Genomic DNA, 15,664 nt, shown 5'->3' with positions numbered 1-15,664 from the left:
CGGGGACATGCCTGCTGCTCTGCTGCGCCGGGTCGTCCCGGCCCTCCTGGCCGTGACCGCGCTGCTCGCGGTGTCCGGCTGCATGGTCGTCGTCCCCGGCCGGCCGAGGGCCGCCGACCCACCGCCGGACGACGCCCAACCGGGCCGGGTGGACGTCGTGGGTGCGGTCGACGGGCCGATCGACGTGCTCGCCCGCAACGCCCTCGCCGACCTCGAGGACTACTGGGCCGAGCAGTTCCCCGACGTGTTCGGCGCCCGCTTCAGCCCGCTGGCCGGGGGCTACTTCAGCGTCGACCCCGGGGACGTCGACCCCGCGGTCTACCCGCAGGGCGTCGGGTGCGGTGCCGACCCGCGCGAGGTCGAGGGCAACGCCTTCTACTGCCAGGCGCCGCAGGCGCCGAACTCCGACTCGATCAGCTACGACCGGGCCTTCCTCGCCGAGCTCGCCGACGGCTACGGGCGGTTCATCCCCGCGCTGGTGATGGCGCACGAGTTCGGTCACGCCGTCCAGGGCCGGGTCGGCTCGCCACCGACGTCGATCGCCACCGAGACGCAGGCCGACTGCTTCGGCGGCGCCTGGACGGCGTGGGTCGCCGACGGCGAGGCCTCGCACTCGCAGATCCGCGAGCCCGAGCTCGACGAGCTGCTGCGCGGCTACCTGCTGCTGCGCGACCCCGTCGGGACCGGCACCGACGAGGAGCAGGCGCACGGCTCCTACTTCGACCGGGTCGCGGCGTTCCAGGAGGGCTTCGACGACGGCCCGGTGGCCTGCCGCGACCGCTTCGGCTCCGACCGCGTGTTCACCCAGGGCGAGTTCACCACCGACCGCGACTTCGAGAGCGGCGGCAACTCCTCCTACTCGACGATCCAGCAGATCGTCGAGACCTCCCTGCCGGAGTTCTGGGACCGCGCCTTCACCGAGGTGCTCGACGGCACCTTCACCGCGCCGGAGCTCGCACCCTTCAGCGGCCAGGCACCGGAGTGCGCGGCCGGCGACGTCGACCTCGTGTACTGCCCACCCGGGGACGGCACGGGCGACGGCGGGCTGGTCGGCTACGACGAGCAGGACCTCACCGGCCCTGCGTACGAGTCACTGGGCGACTACGCCGTCCCCACCGCCGTCGCCATCCCGTACGCCCTGGCCGCGCGCGACCAGCTGGGGCTGTCCGCCGAGGGGGATGAGGCGCTGCGCTCGGCGGTCTGCCTGGCCGGCTGGTACAGCGCGCAGGTCTACAACGGCGAGCTCACCAACGTCCTGATCTCGCCGGGCGACCTGGACGAGAGCGTCCAGTTCCTGCTCGAGTACGGCAACGACCCGCAGGTGCTCGGCGACACGAACGCCACGGGCTTCCAGCTGGTCGACCTCTTCCGCAGCGGGTTCCTCGAGGGCGCCCGCGCGTGCGACGTCGGCGTCGGCTGACAGCCCTGGGAGCATCGCAGCGAGCGCCGGCGAGCGAGGAGCGGACCAGGGCGCGGAAGCCGACCAGCAGACATCGTCGGCTGAGCCGGCCCGCCGTGGGGGTCGGCCCAGCCGACCGGCTCAGTACAGGGCGATGGTGAGCTCGCGGCGGGCGGCGCCCACCCGCGGGTCCTGGTCGCCGACGACCCCGAAGAGCTCCACCAGGTGCTTGCGGGCCTGGTCGCGCTCCTCACCCGCGGTCCGGCGGACGACGTCGAGCAGGCGGGCGAACGCACCCTCGACGTCCCCCGTGCCGAGCAGGAAGTCGGCGGCGCGGGTCTGCGCGGTCACGTCGTCCGGGGCGGCGTCGGCCCGGGCCAGGGCGTCGGGGCCGGCCTCGTCGGCGCGCCGGAACAACTGCACCTGGCGCAGCGCGAGGCCGGCGACCGGGTGGTCGGGCTCGGCGTCGACGATCGCCTGGTAGGCGGCCTCCGCGGCGGCGAGGTCGCCGCGCTCGAGGGCGGCCTCGGCGGCGTCCAGGCGCGGGTCGTCGTCAACCGGCTCCCCCTGCTCGGCACCCGGGACGGCGCCGCCGGTGGTGGCGCGGACCAGCTCGGTGACGAACTCGCGGGCCTGCTCCTCGGGGATGGCGCCGGTGAACTCGGCGACCAGCTGCCCCTGCCAGACGGCCTTGACCGCCGGGATGCCCTGCACCCGGAGGCCCTGGGCCAGCGCCGGGTTGGCGTCGACGTCGACCTTCGCCAGCACCCAGGACCCGCCGCCCTCCGCGGCCAGCCGCTCCAGCACCGGGGACAGCTGCTTGCACGGCCCGCACCACTCGGCCCACAGGTCGAGCACGACCGGCACCTGGAAGGACCGGTCGAGCACCTCGGTCTGGAAGGTGGCCTCGGTGACGTCGACGACCGCGCCGCCGGGGGCGCCGGCCGGGGCGCCGGGGGCGGCGGGCGCGGGCGGGGGTGCGGCCTGTGCCCGTGCCGCGGCCTCGGAGCGGGCCTTGACGGCGGCGAGGTCGACCGCGCCGGCGAGTGAGGCGGCCAGCTGCGCCTGCTGGGCCTGTGCGCGCGGGTCTGGGCGTCCGGGGCGGGAGGGCTGCATGACCTCGATCATCCCACCGCCGGCGCGGCGACGCCGGGGTGTTCAGCCGACCGCGGCCTCGGCGTCGGCCACGTCCCCGGCGCCGAGCCGGACCCGCTTGAGGATGTCGAACAGGGTCCGGAGCTCGTCCTCGGGCACGTCGCCCAGGCCGAAGTCGAGCGCGGTCAGCGCGGCGGTGGCCGTCTCGACCACGGACCGGCCGCGCTCGGTGATGCCGGCGAGCACGCCGCGGCCGTCGGCCGGGTTGGGCCGGCGGTCGACGTAGCCGGCCGCGACCAGCCGGTCGATCGCGTTGGTGACGCTCGTGGGGTGGACCATCAGCCGGCTGCCGATCACCTTCAGCGGCAGCTCGCCGGTGCGGCTGAAGGTCAGCAGGACGAGCACCTCGTAGCGCGCGAACGTCAGCGCGTGCGGCCGCAGCGCCTCGTCCAAGCGGGCGAGCAGGATCTGCTGGACGCGGAAGACCGACGTCGCGGCGCGCATCGTCGCGGCCGGACCGAAGTGCTGCTCCCACGAGTCCCCGGCGCGTTCGATGGGATCGAAGGGCAACCCCAGCGGTCGGACCATGGCCCCGAGGCTACGGGCTGGCCTCCGGGCCGGCCGGACTACCGCGGGGCGGGGCGCAGCGGGGGCACGTGCCGCACGCCGAAGACCTCGCGGAGCGCCACCCGCGCCGCGTTGTCGCCGCAGGCGCCGTGCACCGCCGGCCCCGGTGGTGTGGCCGACGAGGCGAGGTACACGCCCGGCACCGGCGTCTTGTAGGTGTTCCAGCGCGGCACCGGCCGGGCCAGCATCTGCCGCAGCGTCGCCTGGCCGTTGGAGATGTCGCCGCCGATGTAGGCCGGGTTCCACTTCTCCATGGCGACGGCGTCCTTGGTGACCCGCTCGACCACGGTGTCCTTGAACCCGGGCGCGAAGCGCTCCACCTGGTTCTCGATGGCCTCGGTCATGTCGACGTCGGCGCCGTGCGGCACGTGCACGTAGGCCCAGAAGACGTGCCCGCCCTCCGGCGCCCGCGTGGGGTCGTGGACGGTCGGCTGCACGGCGAGGACGTACGGGCGGTCGGTGAGCTGCCCCTGGTTGGGCGCCCGCTCGCCCGCGATCGTCTCCTCCAGCGTGCCGGCGATGTGGATCGTCCCGGCCCGGCGGACGTCGGGGTTGGTCCACGGCACCGGCTCGGACAGGATCCAGTCGACCTTGAACACGCCGGCCCCGTGCTTGTAGCGCCGCACCCACCGGCGGTAACCCTCGTGCACCCGGTCGCCGGCCATCGCCACGAACGCCTCGGGCGTGGTGTCCAGCAGCACGGCCGGCACGCCGTCGAACTCGCGCAGGTCGGTGACCAGGTGCCCGGTGACCACCTCGCCGCCCTGCTGCTCGAGCGCGGTCACCATGGCGTCGGCCAGGTTCTGCGAGCCGCCCTCGACCAGCGGCCAGCCGACGTGGTGGCCCAGCATCGTGAGCAGCATCCCCAGCGCGGAGGTCAGCGGCTGGGTCAGGTCGAGCATGCCGTGCGCGGCCGCCCCGCCGAGCAGGGCGCGGGCCTCCTCGGTCTCGAAGTACCGGTGGGCCAGCCAGCGCACGTTGGGCAGCCCGTTGAGCCCGAACTTCGTGATCGCCCCGACGCTGCGCGTGGGCAGCCGGCGCAGCTGGCTGGTCAGGAAGAAGTCGACGACGTCGGTGCCGTGCTCGACGAGCGGCTCGAACAGGCGGCGGTAGGCCGGCCCGTCCACACCGAGGCCCGCGGCGGTCTCCTCGATCGAGCGGTACGCGACCGAGGCGCGGCCGCCGTCCAGGGGGTGCGCGTAGTTGACCTCGGGCTGGACCAGCCGGACGCCGCGACCGGCGAGGTCGAACTCGCGGAAGAACGGCGCCGCGGCGGCCATCGGCTGCACGATCGAGCAGACGTCGTGTCGGTAGCCCGGCCGCATGAGCTCCTCGGTGCGCATGCCGCCACCGGGCCGCTCGGCCGCCTCGACGACCTGCACCCGCAGGCCGGCGGCGGCCAGCCGCAGGGCCGCGGCCAGCCCGTTCGGCCCGGCTCCGACGACGACGGCGTCCGGCTTCCCGTTCACCCCGCCATCCTGCCCTCAGCGGGTCACAACTGCGCGAGGAGCGCGTCGGCGGCGGTGAAGGGGTCGGTCTCCCCCGCGACCACGGCGCCGGCGAGCGCTCCGAGCGCCGTCGAGCCCCCCACCTCGCCGATCCGCCCCCGCAGGTCCGCCAGGGCGATCGCCTCGATCTCCCGGGCCGCCCGCGCCGTCCGCCGGCGGGCGCCCTCCCCCGACGTCCCCAGCCAGCGGCGGTGCTCGTCGACGGCCGCGAGGAGGGTGCCGATGCCCTCGTCGTCCGCGCGGGTGGCGACGGTCCGGCAGACCGGGGGCCGCCAGGCGCCGTCCGGACGCTCGACCAGCGCCAGCACCGCGCGCAGGTCGCGCACGGTGCGGTCGGCGCCGTCCCGGTCGGCCTTGTTGACCACGAGGACGTCGGCGACCTCGAGGATCCCGGCCTTGGCCGCCTGGATGCCGTCGCCCGCCCCCGGCGCCACCAGCACCAGCGTGGTGTCGGCGAGCGCGGCGACCTCCACCTCGGACTGCCCGACGCCGACGGTCTCGACCAGCACGACGTCGCACCCGGCGGCGTCGAGCACGCGCAGGGCCTGCGGCGTGGCCCAGGCCAGCCCGCCGAGGTGCCCGCGGGAGGCCATGGAGCGGATGTAGACGCCGGCGTCCCCGGCGGAGTCCTGCATGCGGATCCGGTCGCCGAGCAGCGCCCCACCGGAGAAGGGGGACGACGGGTCGACGGCGAGCACACCCACCCGCTGCCCGGCCCGCCGGAGGGCGCGCACGAGCGCGGCGGTCGTCGTCGACTTGCCGACACCGGGAGCGCCGGTCAGGCCGATGACCCGGGCGTGCCCGGTGTGTGGAGCCAGCGCCGCCGCGACCTCGCGGACGGCCGGGCCGGCGTCCTCGACCAGCGAGACCAGCCGCGCCACCGCGCGGGCCTCGCCGTCACGGGCACGGGCGACGAGGTCGGCGACGTCGACGGCGCGACGGCCCCGCCGCCCACGGGGGGCGGCGGGGCCGGTCGGCGGGACGGCGGCGCCGTCCGGGGTCACGCGCGGGCGGGCACGTGCAGGACGAGCGCGTCGCCCTGCCCACCGCCGCCGCACAGCGCCGCGGCACCGACCCCGCCGCCGCGGCGACCGAGCTCGAGCGCCAGGTGCAGCACGATGCGGGCGCCGCTCATCCCGATCGGGTGCCCCAGCGCGATCGCGCCGCCGTTGACGTTCACCTTCTCCGGGTCGATGCCGAGCTCGCGGGTGGAGACGATGCCGACGGCGGCGAAGGCCTCGTTGAGCTCGACCAGGTCGAGGCCGGCCGGGTCGATGCCCTCACGGGCGCAGGCCTTCTGGATGGCCCGGGACGGCTGGCTCTGCAGCGAGGCGTCCGGACCGGCGACGACGCCGTGCGCACCGATCTCGGCCAGCGGGGTCAGCCCCAGCTCGGCGGCCTTCTCCGCGGACATCACCACGACCGCGCAGGCGCCGTCGGAGATCTGCGAGGCCGAGCCGGCGGTGATCGTGCCGTCCTTCGCGAAGGCGGGCTTGAGCTTGGACAGGCTGTCGGCCGTCGTGTCGGCCCGGATGCCCTCGTCCTCGCGGAACTCGATCGGGTCGCCCTTGCGCTGCGGGATCAGCACCGGGGTGATCTCGTCGTCGAACAGGCCGTTCTTCTGGGCCGCGGCGGCCTTCTGGTGGCTGCCGGCGGCGAAGGCGTCCTGCTCCTCGCGGGTCAGGCCGTAGCGGTCGTTGGCCTTCTCGGTCAGGGCGCCCATGGCGATCTGGTCGAAGGTGTCGGACAGCCCGTCGTGGGCCATCGAGTCGACGAGCTTCGTGTCGCCGTACTTCGTGCCGGTGCGAGAGTCGGCCAGCAGGTGCGGGGCCTGCGTCATCGACTCCATGCCGCCGGCGACGACGACGTCGAACTCGCCGGCCCGGATCAGCTGGTCGGCCAGGGCGATCGCGTCGATGCCCGACAGGCACACCTTGTTGATGGTCAGCGACGGCACCGACATCGGGATGCCGGCGGCCACGGCCGCGGGCCGCGCCGGGTTCTGCCCGGCGCCGGCCTGCAGCACCTGACCCATGATCACGTAGTCGACCTGGTCGCCGGAGAGGCCGGCCCGCTCCAGGGCCGCCTTGATGGCGACCGCACCGAGGTCGGCCGCGGAGAAGTCCTTGAGCGAGCCGAGCAGGCGGCCCATCGGGGTGCGGGCGCCGCTGACGATGACCGAACGGGGCATGGGGGCCTCCAGTGCCGCGCCGCCGTCGGTGGCGGTGCGGCTGTTCTCAGAGCTGACCGCGCGGAGCGCGCGGCCTTCGGGCTTCCAGCCAGGATAGGTCGGGAAGGGGCTCCGACGGCCGTCTGTGACCGCCCTCACAGGCGACTGTCGTCTGAGACGTCTCGTCGGGGAGGATGCCGCCGTGACCACTGACGCACCCTCCGGCCTGCCCGCCGGGCTGTTCACCACCATCGACCACGTCGGGATCGCCGTGCCCGACCTGCGCGAGGCGATCGCCTTCTACGACCTCGCCTTCGGCATCCGGTCGGTGCACGAGGAGATCAACGAGGAACAGGGCGTCCACGAGGCGATGCTCGCCGTCGGGGACGGCGGGACGCGGATCCAGCTGCTGGCGCCGCTCACCCCCGACTCGACGATCGCGAAGTTCATCGGCCGCTCGGGGCCGGGCCTGCAGCAGCTGGCCTTCCGGGTGGAGGACGTCGAGGCCGCCGCCGCCACCCTGCGCGAGCGCGGGATGCGGCTGCTCTACGACAGCCCCAAGCGCGGCACGGCCGGCAGCCGGGTCAACTTCGTCCACCCCAAGGACGCCGGCGGGGTGCTCGTGGAGCTCGTCGAGCCGGCGGCCGACGGTCACTGACCCACCTCGGGACGGCGACCTGCCGCCGCGGCTACTCGCCGGTAACGTCTCGCGCCACGGCACCGTTCTTCGTCGACGAAGCCCCGGGAGACGCACGTGTTCGAGATCAGGGACGCCATCCTCGCCGAGCAGACCGACGCCCTGGCCGGGCTGCCGGTGCCGGAGTCCTACCGGGCCGTGCTGGTCCGCAAGGACGAGCAGGACATGTTCGAGGGCCTGCCCACCAAGGACAAGGACCCCCGCAAGTCGCTGCACGTCGAGGAGGTGCCGACCCCGGAGCTCGGCCCGGGCGAGGCGATCGTGGCGGTGATGGCCTCGTCGGTGAACTACAACACCGTCTGGACGTCGATCTTCGAGCCGGTCTCCACCTTCGGCTTCCTGGAGCGCTACGGCCGGCTGCACGACCTGGCCAAGCGGCACGACCTGCCCTACCACGTGGTCGGGTCCGACCTGGCCGGCGTCGTCCTGCGGGTGGGCCCGGGCGTGCACAAGTGGCGGCCCGGCGACGAGGTGGTCGCCCACTGCCTGTCGGTGGAGCTGGAGGACCCGGCCGGCCACGACGACACCATGCTCGACCCGCAGCAGCGGATCTGGGGCTTCGAGACCAACTTCGGCGGCCTGGCCGAGCTGGCCCTGGTCAAGAGCAACCAGCTCATGCCCAAGCCGGCCCACCTCACCTGGGAGGAGGCCGCCGGCCCCGGGCTGGTCAACTCCACCGCCTACCGGCAGCTGGTCAGCCACAACGGGGCGGCCATGAAGCAGGGGGACGTCGTCCTCATCTGGGGCGCCTCCGGTGGCCTGGGTTCCTACGCCACCCAGATGGCCCTCAACGGCGGCGCCATCCCGGTCTGCGTCGTCTCCAGCCCGGAGAAGGCCGCCATCGTGCACTCGATGGGTGCCGAGCTGGTCATCGACCGCTCCGCGGAGGGCTACACGTTCTGGAAGGACGAGGACACCCAGGACCCGCGGGAGTGGCAGCGGTTCGGCAAGCGGATCCGCGAGCTGACCGGCGGTGACGACCCCGACATCGTCTTCGAGCACCCGGGCCGGGAGACCTTCGGCGCGTCGGTCTACGTCGCGAAGAAGGGCGGCACGATCGTCACCTGCGCATCCACCAGCGGTTTCCTGCACCAGTACGACAACCGCTACCTCTGGATGAACCTCAAGCGGGTCATCGGGTCGCACTTCGCCAACTACAAGGAGGCGTGGGAGGCCAACCGGCTCATCGACCGTGGGCTGGTCCACCCGACCCTGTCGAAGGTCTACCCGATGGAGCAGGTCGGCCAGGCCGCCTGCGACGTCAAGAACAACGCCCACCAGGGCAAGGTCGGCGTCCTGACCCTCGCCCCGCGGGAGGGCCTCGGGGTCACCGACCACGAGAAGCGGGCGAAGCACCTCTCCGCGATCAACCGCTTCCGGGGCGTGTGACCACGCCGCCCTCCGCCGCGCTCTCCCGACCCCGCCCGCACCCCGGTCGGGGTCGGGGTAGCTCCGGGGCAGGGTGGCCCTGGCAGTCTGCTGGGAGACTCGGCGACACGCCGGACCCCGTACCCCGACTCTGCGAGGATGGACGTATGAGCGACCCCCGCCGCGACATGCTGCCCATGCGTGAGGCCCAGCACTCGTTCGACGTCGTGTTGCGGGGTTTCGACCGACACCAGGTCGCCGAGACGATCGAGCGCCTCGAGGCCGACATCCGGGTGGCGTACGCCGACCGGGACGCCGCGATGGCCCGCTCCACCGACCTCGCCGGCCAGCTCCAGGCCATGCACGGGGAGATCGAGGCGCTGCGCCGCAAGGCCGCCTCCGCGGGCCCGGCCACCTTCGAGAACATGAGCGAGCGCATCTCGCACATGCTGCGGCTCGCCGAGGAGGAGGCCGCCGACATCCGGCGGGCCGCCCAGGAGGAGGCGCAGGCGCTGCGCGAGCAGACCGCCGCCGAGGAGCGGGCGATGCACGAGCGGCACGCCGCCGGCCGCGCCGAGGTCGAGCGGATGATCGCCGAGGCCCGTCAGAACGCCGAGCAGATCGCCACCAAGGCGCAGATCCGCGCCGACGAGCTGGTCGCCAAGGCCCAGGAGAAGGTGGCCCGGCTCGACGCCGAGTCCCAGGCCCGGCGGACGAAGGTCGAGGAGGACTTCGAGATCGCCCAGCGGGCCCGCCGGCAGGAGGCCGCCCAGCGTGACCAGGAGCGCGACCACGCCTCCGCCGAGGCCGCCCGGCAGCGGGTCGCGGCGGCCGAGCAGCACGCCGCCCGGCTGGTCGGCGAGGCCGAGGCCGCCGCGGCGGCGGTCCGCTCCGTGCGCGACGAGCTGGTCGGCCGGCTGACCGAGGCCCGGCGGGTGCTGGACACGCTCCCCGACCTCGGCGACCGGCGTCCCGAGCCCACGACCGGCCCGCGGCCGCCCGTCCCCGGGCAGGACCGGCCATCGCCGACGCCCCGCCAGCCGCAGCAGGGCGCTGCACCCCAGACGTCGCCTGCGCCGCAGCCGTCGCCGGCGCCGCAGCCCGGGCCGCGCCCGGCGGCGCAGGAGCCCGTCGGGCCGGTGACCGCCCAGCAGCCTGCCGTCCGCCCCACCACGGCCCCGCAGCCGGCGGCCACCCGCCCGGCCGAGCCGCCGCGCACGGGCACCGGGGAGGCGGCCGCGGCCCGTCAGCCCACCCGGCCGCCGGCGCAGCCGGCCGCGCCGGACTCCCCTGGGGCACCGCAGCAGGGGCCCGCGCACGAGACACCGTCGCAGCAGGCCCCGGCCTCGGCGCCGTCGGACGAGGACGACCGGAATGACGCTCCGGACCCGTCGGCCCAGACCACCCAGCAGCTGCGACCCGTCGGGGCCGGCAGCACGGCCACCGGGGCCAGGGTCGACCCGCCGACCCTGGTCCAGCCGGCGGTCAAGCCCGACCAGCCCGACACCGGCAGCCGCCCGGTGACCCCCGGCCGCCGCTGAGCGGCTCCCTGCTCCCCCGCCCGGCGCGCGCCGCCCGCCCGGCCGGGGGCGTCCCTCGCGCGCTGCGGGCCCTCGTCGTCGTCCTGCTCGCCGCGGGCGCCGTGCTCCCCGGCCTGCCCGCGGCGGCAGCGGAGACGGCCCTGCTGCGGGTCGCGCACCTCTCTCCCGACACCCCGGCCGTCACCCTCTCGGTGACCGCCCGCGGCACGGATGGGATCGTCCCGCCCCAGGAGCTGGGCTACGGCGACGCCTCGACGCACCAGGAGGTGCCTCCTGGCACCTACGCGGTCAGCGTCCGCGCCGTCGGTGCCGCGCCCGGCAGCCCGCCGGTGCTGTCGTCGACCGTCGAGCTGCCCGCCGGCGCCGCCCGCACGGTGGCCGCGGTGGGCTCCTTCGCCGACCTGCGGCTCGTGGTCCTGGACGACGACCGCACGCCTCCCCCGGCCGGGTCGGCGCGCGTCCGCGTGGTGGCCGCCGCCGCGGGGACGCCGTCCCTCGACGTCACCGCCGACGGCGTCGTGGTCGCCGGCGGGCTGCGTTCTCCCGAGGCCGGGTCGTACGTCGCGGTGCCGGCGGGCGCGACCGCGCTGCAGCTGCGGTCCGGCGGTGCGCCGGCCGACGTCCCGGTCGAGCTGGCCGCCGGCAGCCTCTACAGCCTGCTCGTGCTCGACCGGCCGGACGGCGGGCTGACCGTCCGCGTCCTGCTCGACGCCGCCGGCGCGGCCGTCGTCCCCACCGGCGGTATCGAGACCGGTGCCGGGGGGACGGCGGGCCGCTCCCCCCTGCCCGCCGTCGTGGCCGGTGCGGCGCTGGCCGCCGCCGTCCTCACCGTGCTGCGGCTGCGGGCACGGATCCGGTGAGCGCGGCCCGGCGTCCGGTGCTGCCGGTGGTGCGCCGGTTGCTGGCCGCCACCGCGCTGGTGGGCGGCGCCGTGGCGCTGCTGTCCCCCGCGCCGGCGGCGCCCGCGGGAACGCCGGTCGCCGTCGAGGACGCCGCCGCCCCGTCGGCCGCGCCGCTGCGGGTCCGCGTGCCGGCCATCGGCGTCGACAGCCCCCTGGTCCGGCTCGGGGTGGACGCGGCCGGCGCGCTGGTGCCGCCCGCCGCGTACGACCGGGCCGGGTGGTTCCCCGGCGCCGCGGCGCCCGGCGACGTGGGGCCGGCGGTCGTCGCCGGCCACGTCGACTCGCGGGAGGGCCCGGCCGTCTTCTGGCGGCTGCGCGACCTCGCGGCCGGCGACGAGGTGCTCGTGGACCGCGGCGACGGGACGACCGCCCGCTTCGTGGTCACCGGGGTCGGCCGGTACGCGAAGGACGAGTTCCCGACCGCGGCGGTCTACGGCCCGACACCCCGCGCGGAGCTGCGGCTGGTCACCTGTGGCGGGGAGTTCGACCGGGGCCGGCGCAGCTACACCGACAACGTGGTCGTGACGGCGGTCCTCGCCCAGCTGTAGGACGCCTAGCGCCGCCGGGACCGCGCGCGCCAGCAGGCGGTGTGCCAGTGCCGGCGCGAGTCGGCCGCCGAGCCGGTGTCCCAGGGGTCGAGGTCGGAGTCGCGGGCGTAGGCCGGCCAGGTGACGACGTGCGGCACCCCGGGCCGGATCTCCTGGTCGCACCCCGGGCAGCGGTAGGTCTTGCCGGTCGCCGCCCCGGTCACCGCCCGCACCACCCAGTCCCCGTCGGCGGCCTCCTCGACGGGGTCGGGACGGCGGAACGGGTCGCGGGCGGCCGGGCGCGGCCCGTTGCGGCCGTTCCGGCGGGGCACCTGGCGCTCAGTCCCGCGCGTGGTCCCGGAACCCGCGACCGGTCTTGCGGCCGAGGTAGCCGGCGGTGACCAGGTGCTCCAGCAGCGGGGCGGGGGCGAAACCGGGCTCGCGGAACTCGACGTAGAGCTCGCGCTCGATGGCCAGGGCGACGTCCAGACCCACGACGTCCAGCAGCTCGAAGGGGCCCATCGGGTAGCCGCAGCCGACCTTCATGGCCGCGTCGATGTCGTCGGCGGTCGCGTAGTGCGCCTCGAGCATCCGGACCGCGTCGTTGAGGTACGGGAACAGCAGCGCGTTGACGATGAAGCCGGCCCGGTCGGTGCAGGCGACCGGGTGCTTGCCCAGCGTCTGCGAGACCGCGTGGGCGGTGGCCGCGACGTCGGGCGCGGTGGCGATCGTGGAGACGACCTCCACCAGCTTCATGACCGGGGCGGGGTTGAAGAAGTGCAGGCCGACGACGTCGGCCGGGCGGCCGCTGGCCTGGGCGCACTCGATGACCGGGAGGCTGGAGGTCGTCGTGGCCAGCACCGCCCCGGGCTTGCAGATCTCGCCGAGGTTGGCGAACAGCGCCCGCTTGACGCCGAGGTGCTCGACCACGGCCTCGATGACCAGGTCGACGTCGGCGAGGTCGTCCAGCGACGCGCTGCCGGTGACCCGGCCCAGCGCCTCGTCGCGGGCGGACTCCTCCAGCCGGCCGCGGACGACCTGCTTGTCCAGCGAGCGGCCCAGGGCGGCCTGCACCGCCTCCACCTTGTCCAGGGTGCGGGCGACGAAGACGACCTCGTGACCGGCCTTGGCGGCCACCTCCACGATGCCGGTCGCCATCGTGCCCGAGCCGACGACACCGACCCGGCGCACCGCCCGGGCGCCCGCGCCGGCGGCACCCTCGGCCGGCGTGAGGGCGTCGGGGACGACCTGGGCGGAGTCCCGGTCGGCGTAGGTGTAGAAGCCGCGGCCGGTCTTCCGGCCCAGCAGCCCCGCGGTCATCATCTGCTTGATGATCGGGGCGGGCGCGTGCAGCCGGTTGCGCGACTGCTTGTACATCGTGTCGAGGATCTCGTAGGCGGTGTCGATGCCGATGAGGTCCATCAGCGCCAGCGGGCCCATGGGCAGGCCGCAGCCCAGCCGCATGGCTGCGTCGATGTCCTCGCGGCTGGCGTAGTGGTTCTCGTACATCGACACGGCGTGGTTGAGGTAGCCGAACAGCAGCGCGTTGGCGATGAACCCGGCCTTGTCGCCGATGGTGACGTCGACCTTGCCCAGCCGCGTGGCCAGGGCCTCGACGTCCTCCACCACCGACGGCTCGGTGACGACGGTGCGCACGACCTCGACCAGCTTCATGACCGGCGCCGGGTTGAAGAAGTGCATGCCGATGACCTTGCTCGGCCGGCCGGTGGCCACGGAGATCTCGGTGACCGACAGGCTGGAGGTGTTGGTCGCCAGGATGGTGTCCGGGAGGCAGATCTTGTCCAGCTTCCCGAAGATCTCGCACTTGAGGTCCATGCGCTCGGGCACGGCCTCGACCACCAGCTCCGCGTGCGCGAGGTCCTCCAGCGAGGTGCTGAACCGGATCCGCTCCACGATCGCGTCGCGCTCGGCCGGGTCCAGCTTGCCGCGCTGCACCGCGCGTCCGGTGGAGTGCTCCAGGTGCTCTCGCCCACGGGCCACGGCCGCGTCGTCGACGTCCACGGCGGTCACCGACAGGCCCGCGCGGGCGAGCACCTCGGCGATCCCGGCACCCATGGTGCCCAGCCCGACGACACCGACCTCGTTCAGTTCCCTGGCCACGCTGCCAAGGTAGCGGAGTCTCTCGGTGACGCTTCCCGCGCTCGGGCGACTCCGCTCGCCGCTAGAACAGGCGCTGCGACGGGTCGTCGGTGCCCTTCAGGACGGCGTAGTCGACGGTGAGGCAGTCGATGCCGCGGTCGCCGGCGAGCACCCGCGCCTGCGGCTTGATCTCCTGGGCGGCGAACACGCCGCGGACCGGCGCGAGCAGCGGGTCGCGGTTGAGCAGCTCCAGGTAGCGGGTCAGCTGCTCGACGCCGTCGATCTCCCCTCGCCGCTTGACCTCGACGGCGACGGTGGCGCCGTCGGCGTCCCGGCAGAGCAGGTCCACCGGGCCGATCGCGGTCGGGTACTCGCGCCGGACCAGTGACCAGCCGGCCCCGAAGGTCTCCACGTGCAGCGCCAGCAGCCGCTGCAGCTCCGCCTCGACGCCGTCCTTCTGCAGGCCCGGGTCGATGCCCAGCTCGTGCGAGGAGTCGTGCTCGACCGACTCGATGGTGATGACCAGCTGCTCGCCGGCCTTGTTCGTGACCGTCCAGGTGCCCGACCCGTCAGTCAGCTCCTCCTTGAGCGAGCACGGCGGCGTCATCCAGTTCAGCGGCTTGTAGGCGCGGTCGTCGGCGTGCACCGACACCGAGCCGTCCGCCTTGACCAGCAGGAGGCGGGACGCCATCGGGAGATGGGCGGTGAGCCGCCCGATGTAGTCGACCGAGCAACGGGCGATGACCAGGCGCACGGGGTCCGACGGTACCGAACCGGCAACGACGGGTCGCCGGACCGGGGCGGGCAGGGCGCCGCACGGCATCCTGGCGGGCGTGACCAGAGCCCTGCCCGTCGCCCTGGCCCTGCTCCTCCTGCTGTGCGCGTGCGCCCAGCGAGGGGGCGACACGCACGCCCCCCAGGCCCCGGCCGCCGGCGACCCGGGCCGGCCCGTGCTGCTGGTCGAGCACGTGGGCGGCTTCGTGACGCCGGAGCTGCTGGCCGCGCGGCTGCCGCTGGTCGCCGTGTACGCCGACGGGCGGGTGCTCACCCAGGGCCCGGTGCCGGCGATCTACCCCGGGCCGGCGCTCCCCAACGTGCAGGTCTGGCAGCTGGACGCCGACGGCGTGCGGACCGTGGTCGACCGCGCCGTGGCCGCCGGGGTCCCCGAGACCGGCGACCTGGGCAGCCCGCCGGTCGCCGACGCCCCGGCGACCCGCTTCACGCTGGTCACCGAGGAGGGCACGTCGGTCCGCGAGGTGCAGGCCCTCTTCGAGCTGCCCGACGACGGCGGCCTCACCCTGGAGCAGCGCGCCGTCCGCGGTGAGCTGATGGGCCTGATCGACGTCCTGAGCTCGCCGGACGCGTCGTTGGGCGCCGCGGGTCCGGAGCCCTTCGTGCCGGCCGCGGTCGCCGCGGTGGCGACCGAGTACACCGCCGCCCCGGAGCCGGACCTCGTCCAGCCGGAGTCGACCTGGCCCGGCCCGGCACTTCCGGGCGAGTGGCTGGAGGAGCGGCTCGGGCTCTCGTGCGTGGTCGCCCGCGGCGCGGAGGCCGACGCCGTCCTCGAGGCGGCGGGCCGGGCCAACGCCCTCACGCCGTGGCTGGCCGCCGACGGCAGCCGCTGGGCGCTCACCCTGCGCCCGCTGCTGCCGCACGAGACCGGCTGCGCCGACCTCCAGCAGCACTGACGCGACCGGCCCGGCCCTCCAGGCGGAGGACCGGGCCGGCCG

15 protein-coding genes are annotated in these 15,664 nt (G+C 75.2%); 7 read left to right on the top strand and 8 right to left on the bottom strand.

Annotated elements, in window-relative coordinates; translation table 11 throughout:
• The first annotated feature begins 7 nt into the window (after nt 1–7).
• Nucleotides 8–1,420 (top strand): neutral zinc metallopeptidase, encoded by a 1,413-nt coding sequence (locus tag ACI784_RS02115; RefSeq protein ID WP_457012393.1) that lies wholly within the window; start codon nt 8–10, stop codon nt 1,418–1,420.
• A gap of 120 nt (nt 1,421–1,540) precedes the next feature.
• On the opposite strand, the gene ACI784_RS02110 is transcribed toward ACI784_RS02115, so the two are convergent.
• From ACI784_RS02110 to ACI784_RS02090, 5 genes are read right to left on the bottom strand one after another with little or no spacing between them, the layout of a single operon-like run.
• Nucleotides 1,541–2,515, bottom strand: coding sequence for a tetratricopeptide repeat protein (locus tag ACI784_RS02110; protein ID WP_457012392.1), 975 nt, complete (start codon nt 2,513–2,515; stop codon nt 1,541–1,543).
• Between the two features lie 42 nt (nt 2,516–2,557).
• Nucleotides 2,558–3,082, bottom strand: coding sequence for a MarR family winged helix-turn-helix transcriptional regulator (locus tag ACI784_RS02105; protein ID WP_457012391.1), 525 nt, complete (start codon nt 3,080–3,082; stop codon nt 2,558–2,560).
• Between the two features lie 38 nt (nt 3,083–3,120).
• Nucleotides 3,121–4,590, bottom strand: a complete 1,470-nt coding sequence (locus ACI784_RS02100; RefSeq protein WP_456922222.1) for a phytoene desaturase family protein — start codon at nt 4,588–4,590, stop codon at nt 3,121–3,123.
• Nucleotides 4,591–4,613: 23 nt separating this feature from the next.
• The gene (meaB, locus tag ACI784_RS02095) at nt 4,614–5,633 is read right to left on the bottom strand and encodes a methylmalonyl Co-A mutase-associated GTPase MeaB (protein WP_456922223.1); all 1,020 of its coding nucleotides are present in this window, start codon (nt 5,631–5,633) and stop codon (nt 4,614–4,616) included.
• Nucleotides 5,630–6,820, bottom strand: a complete 1,191-nt coding sequence (locus ACI784_RS02090) for an acetyl-CoA C-acetyltransferase (RefSeq protein WP_456922224.1) — start codon at nt 6,818–6,820, stop codon at nt 5,630–5,632. The genes meaB and ACI784_RS02090 overlap by 4 nt, the downstream gene beginning before the upstream one ends.
• A gap of 181 nt (nt 6,821–7,001) precedes the next feature.
• On the opposite strand from ACI784_RS02090, the gene mce reads away from it, so the two are divergent.
• The 5 genes from mce (at nt 7,002) to ACI784_RS02065 (ending at nt 11,855) form a co-directional block, all read left to right on the top strand.
• The gene (gene mce, locus ACI784_RS02085) at nt 7,002–7,457 is read left to right on the top strand and encodes a methylmalonyl-CoA epimerase (RefSeq protein WP_456922225.1); all 456 of its coding nucleotides are present in this window, start codon (nt 7,002–7,004) and stop codon (nt 7,455–7,457) included.
• A gap of 96 nt (nt 7,458–7,553) precedes the next feature.
• Complete coding sequence (gene ccrA, locus ACI784_RS02080) at nt 7,554–8,885, top strand: crotonyl-CoA carboxylase/reductase (protein WP_457012390.1); 1,332 nt, start codon at nt 7,554–7,556, stop codon at nt 8,883–8,885.
• Nucleotides 8,886–9,031: 146 nt separating this feature from the next.
• Nucleotides 9,032–10,405, top strand: coding sequence for a hypothetical protein (locus ACI784_RS02075; RefSeq protein ID WP_457012389.1), 1,374 nt, complete (start codon nt 9,032–9,034; stop codon nt 10,403–10,405).
• Between the two features lie 101 nt (nt 10,406–10,506).
• Complete coding sequence (locus ACI784_RS02070; RefSeq protein WP_457012388.1) at nt 10,507–11,265, top strand: DUF4397 domain-containing protein; 759 nt, start codon at nt 10,507–10,509, stop codon at nt 11,263–11,265.
• Nucleotides 11,262–11,855 (top strand): class F sortase, encoded by a 594-nt coding sequence (locus tag ACI784_RS02065; protein ID WP_456922229.1) that lies wholly within the window; start codon nt 11,262–11,264, stop codon nt 11,853–11,855. The genes ACI784_RS02070 and ACI784_RS02065 overlap by 4 nt, the downstream gene beginning before the upstream one ends.
• A gap of 5 nt (nt 11,856–11,860) precedes the next feature.
• Here ACI784_RS02065 and ACI784_RS02060 read toward each other — a convergent pair whose 3' ends face one another.
• From ACI784_RS02060 to nucS, 3 genes are all read right to left on the bottom strand, one after another.
• A complete protein-coding gene (locus ACI784_RS02060) occupies nt 11,861–12,166 on the bottom strand; it encodes a hypothetical protein (RefSeq protein ID WP_456922230.1) in 306 nt (101 codons plus the stop codon).
• Nucleotides 12,167–12,173: 7 nt separating this feature from the next.
• Nucleotides 12,174–13,955 carry a 3-hydroxyacyl-CoA dehydrogenase family protein gene (locus ACI784_RS02055; RefSeq protein ID WP_456922231.1) on the bottom strand — a complete coding sequence of 594 codons (1,782 nt, stop codon included), beginning with the start codon at nt 13,953–13,955 and terminating at the stop codon, nt 12,174–12,176.
• Nucleotides 13,956–14,016: 61 nt separating this feature from the next.
• Nucleotides 14,017–14,688, bottom strand: a complete 672-nt coding sequence (nucS, locus tag ACI784_RS02050) for an endonuclease NucS (protein ID WP_456922232.1) — start codon at nt 14,686–14,688, stop codon at nt 14,017–14,019.
• Between the two features lie 79 nt (nt 14,689–14,767).
• Between nucS and ACI784_RS02045 the strand changes: the two genes are divergently transcribed.
• Nucleotides 14,768–15,622, top strand: coding sequence for a hypothetical protein (locus ACI784_RS02045; RefSeq protein WP_457012387.1), 855 nt, complete (start codon nt 14,768–14,770; stop codon nt 15,620–15,622).
• The last annotated feature ends 42 nt before the right edge of the window (nt 15,623–15,664 follow it).

The organism is Geodermatophilus sp. SYSU D01186, assembly GCF_054050215.1.
The sequence above is the reverse complement of the archived record's forward strand: the minus strand, read 5'-3'. Positions and strand labels throughout refer to the sequence as shown.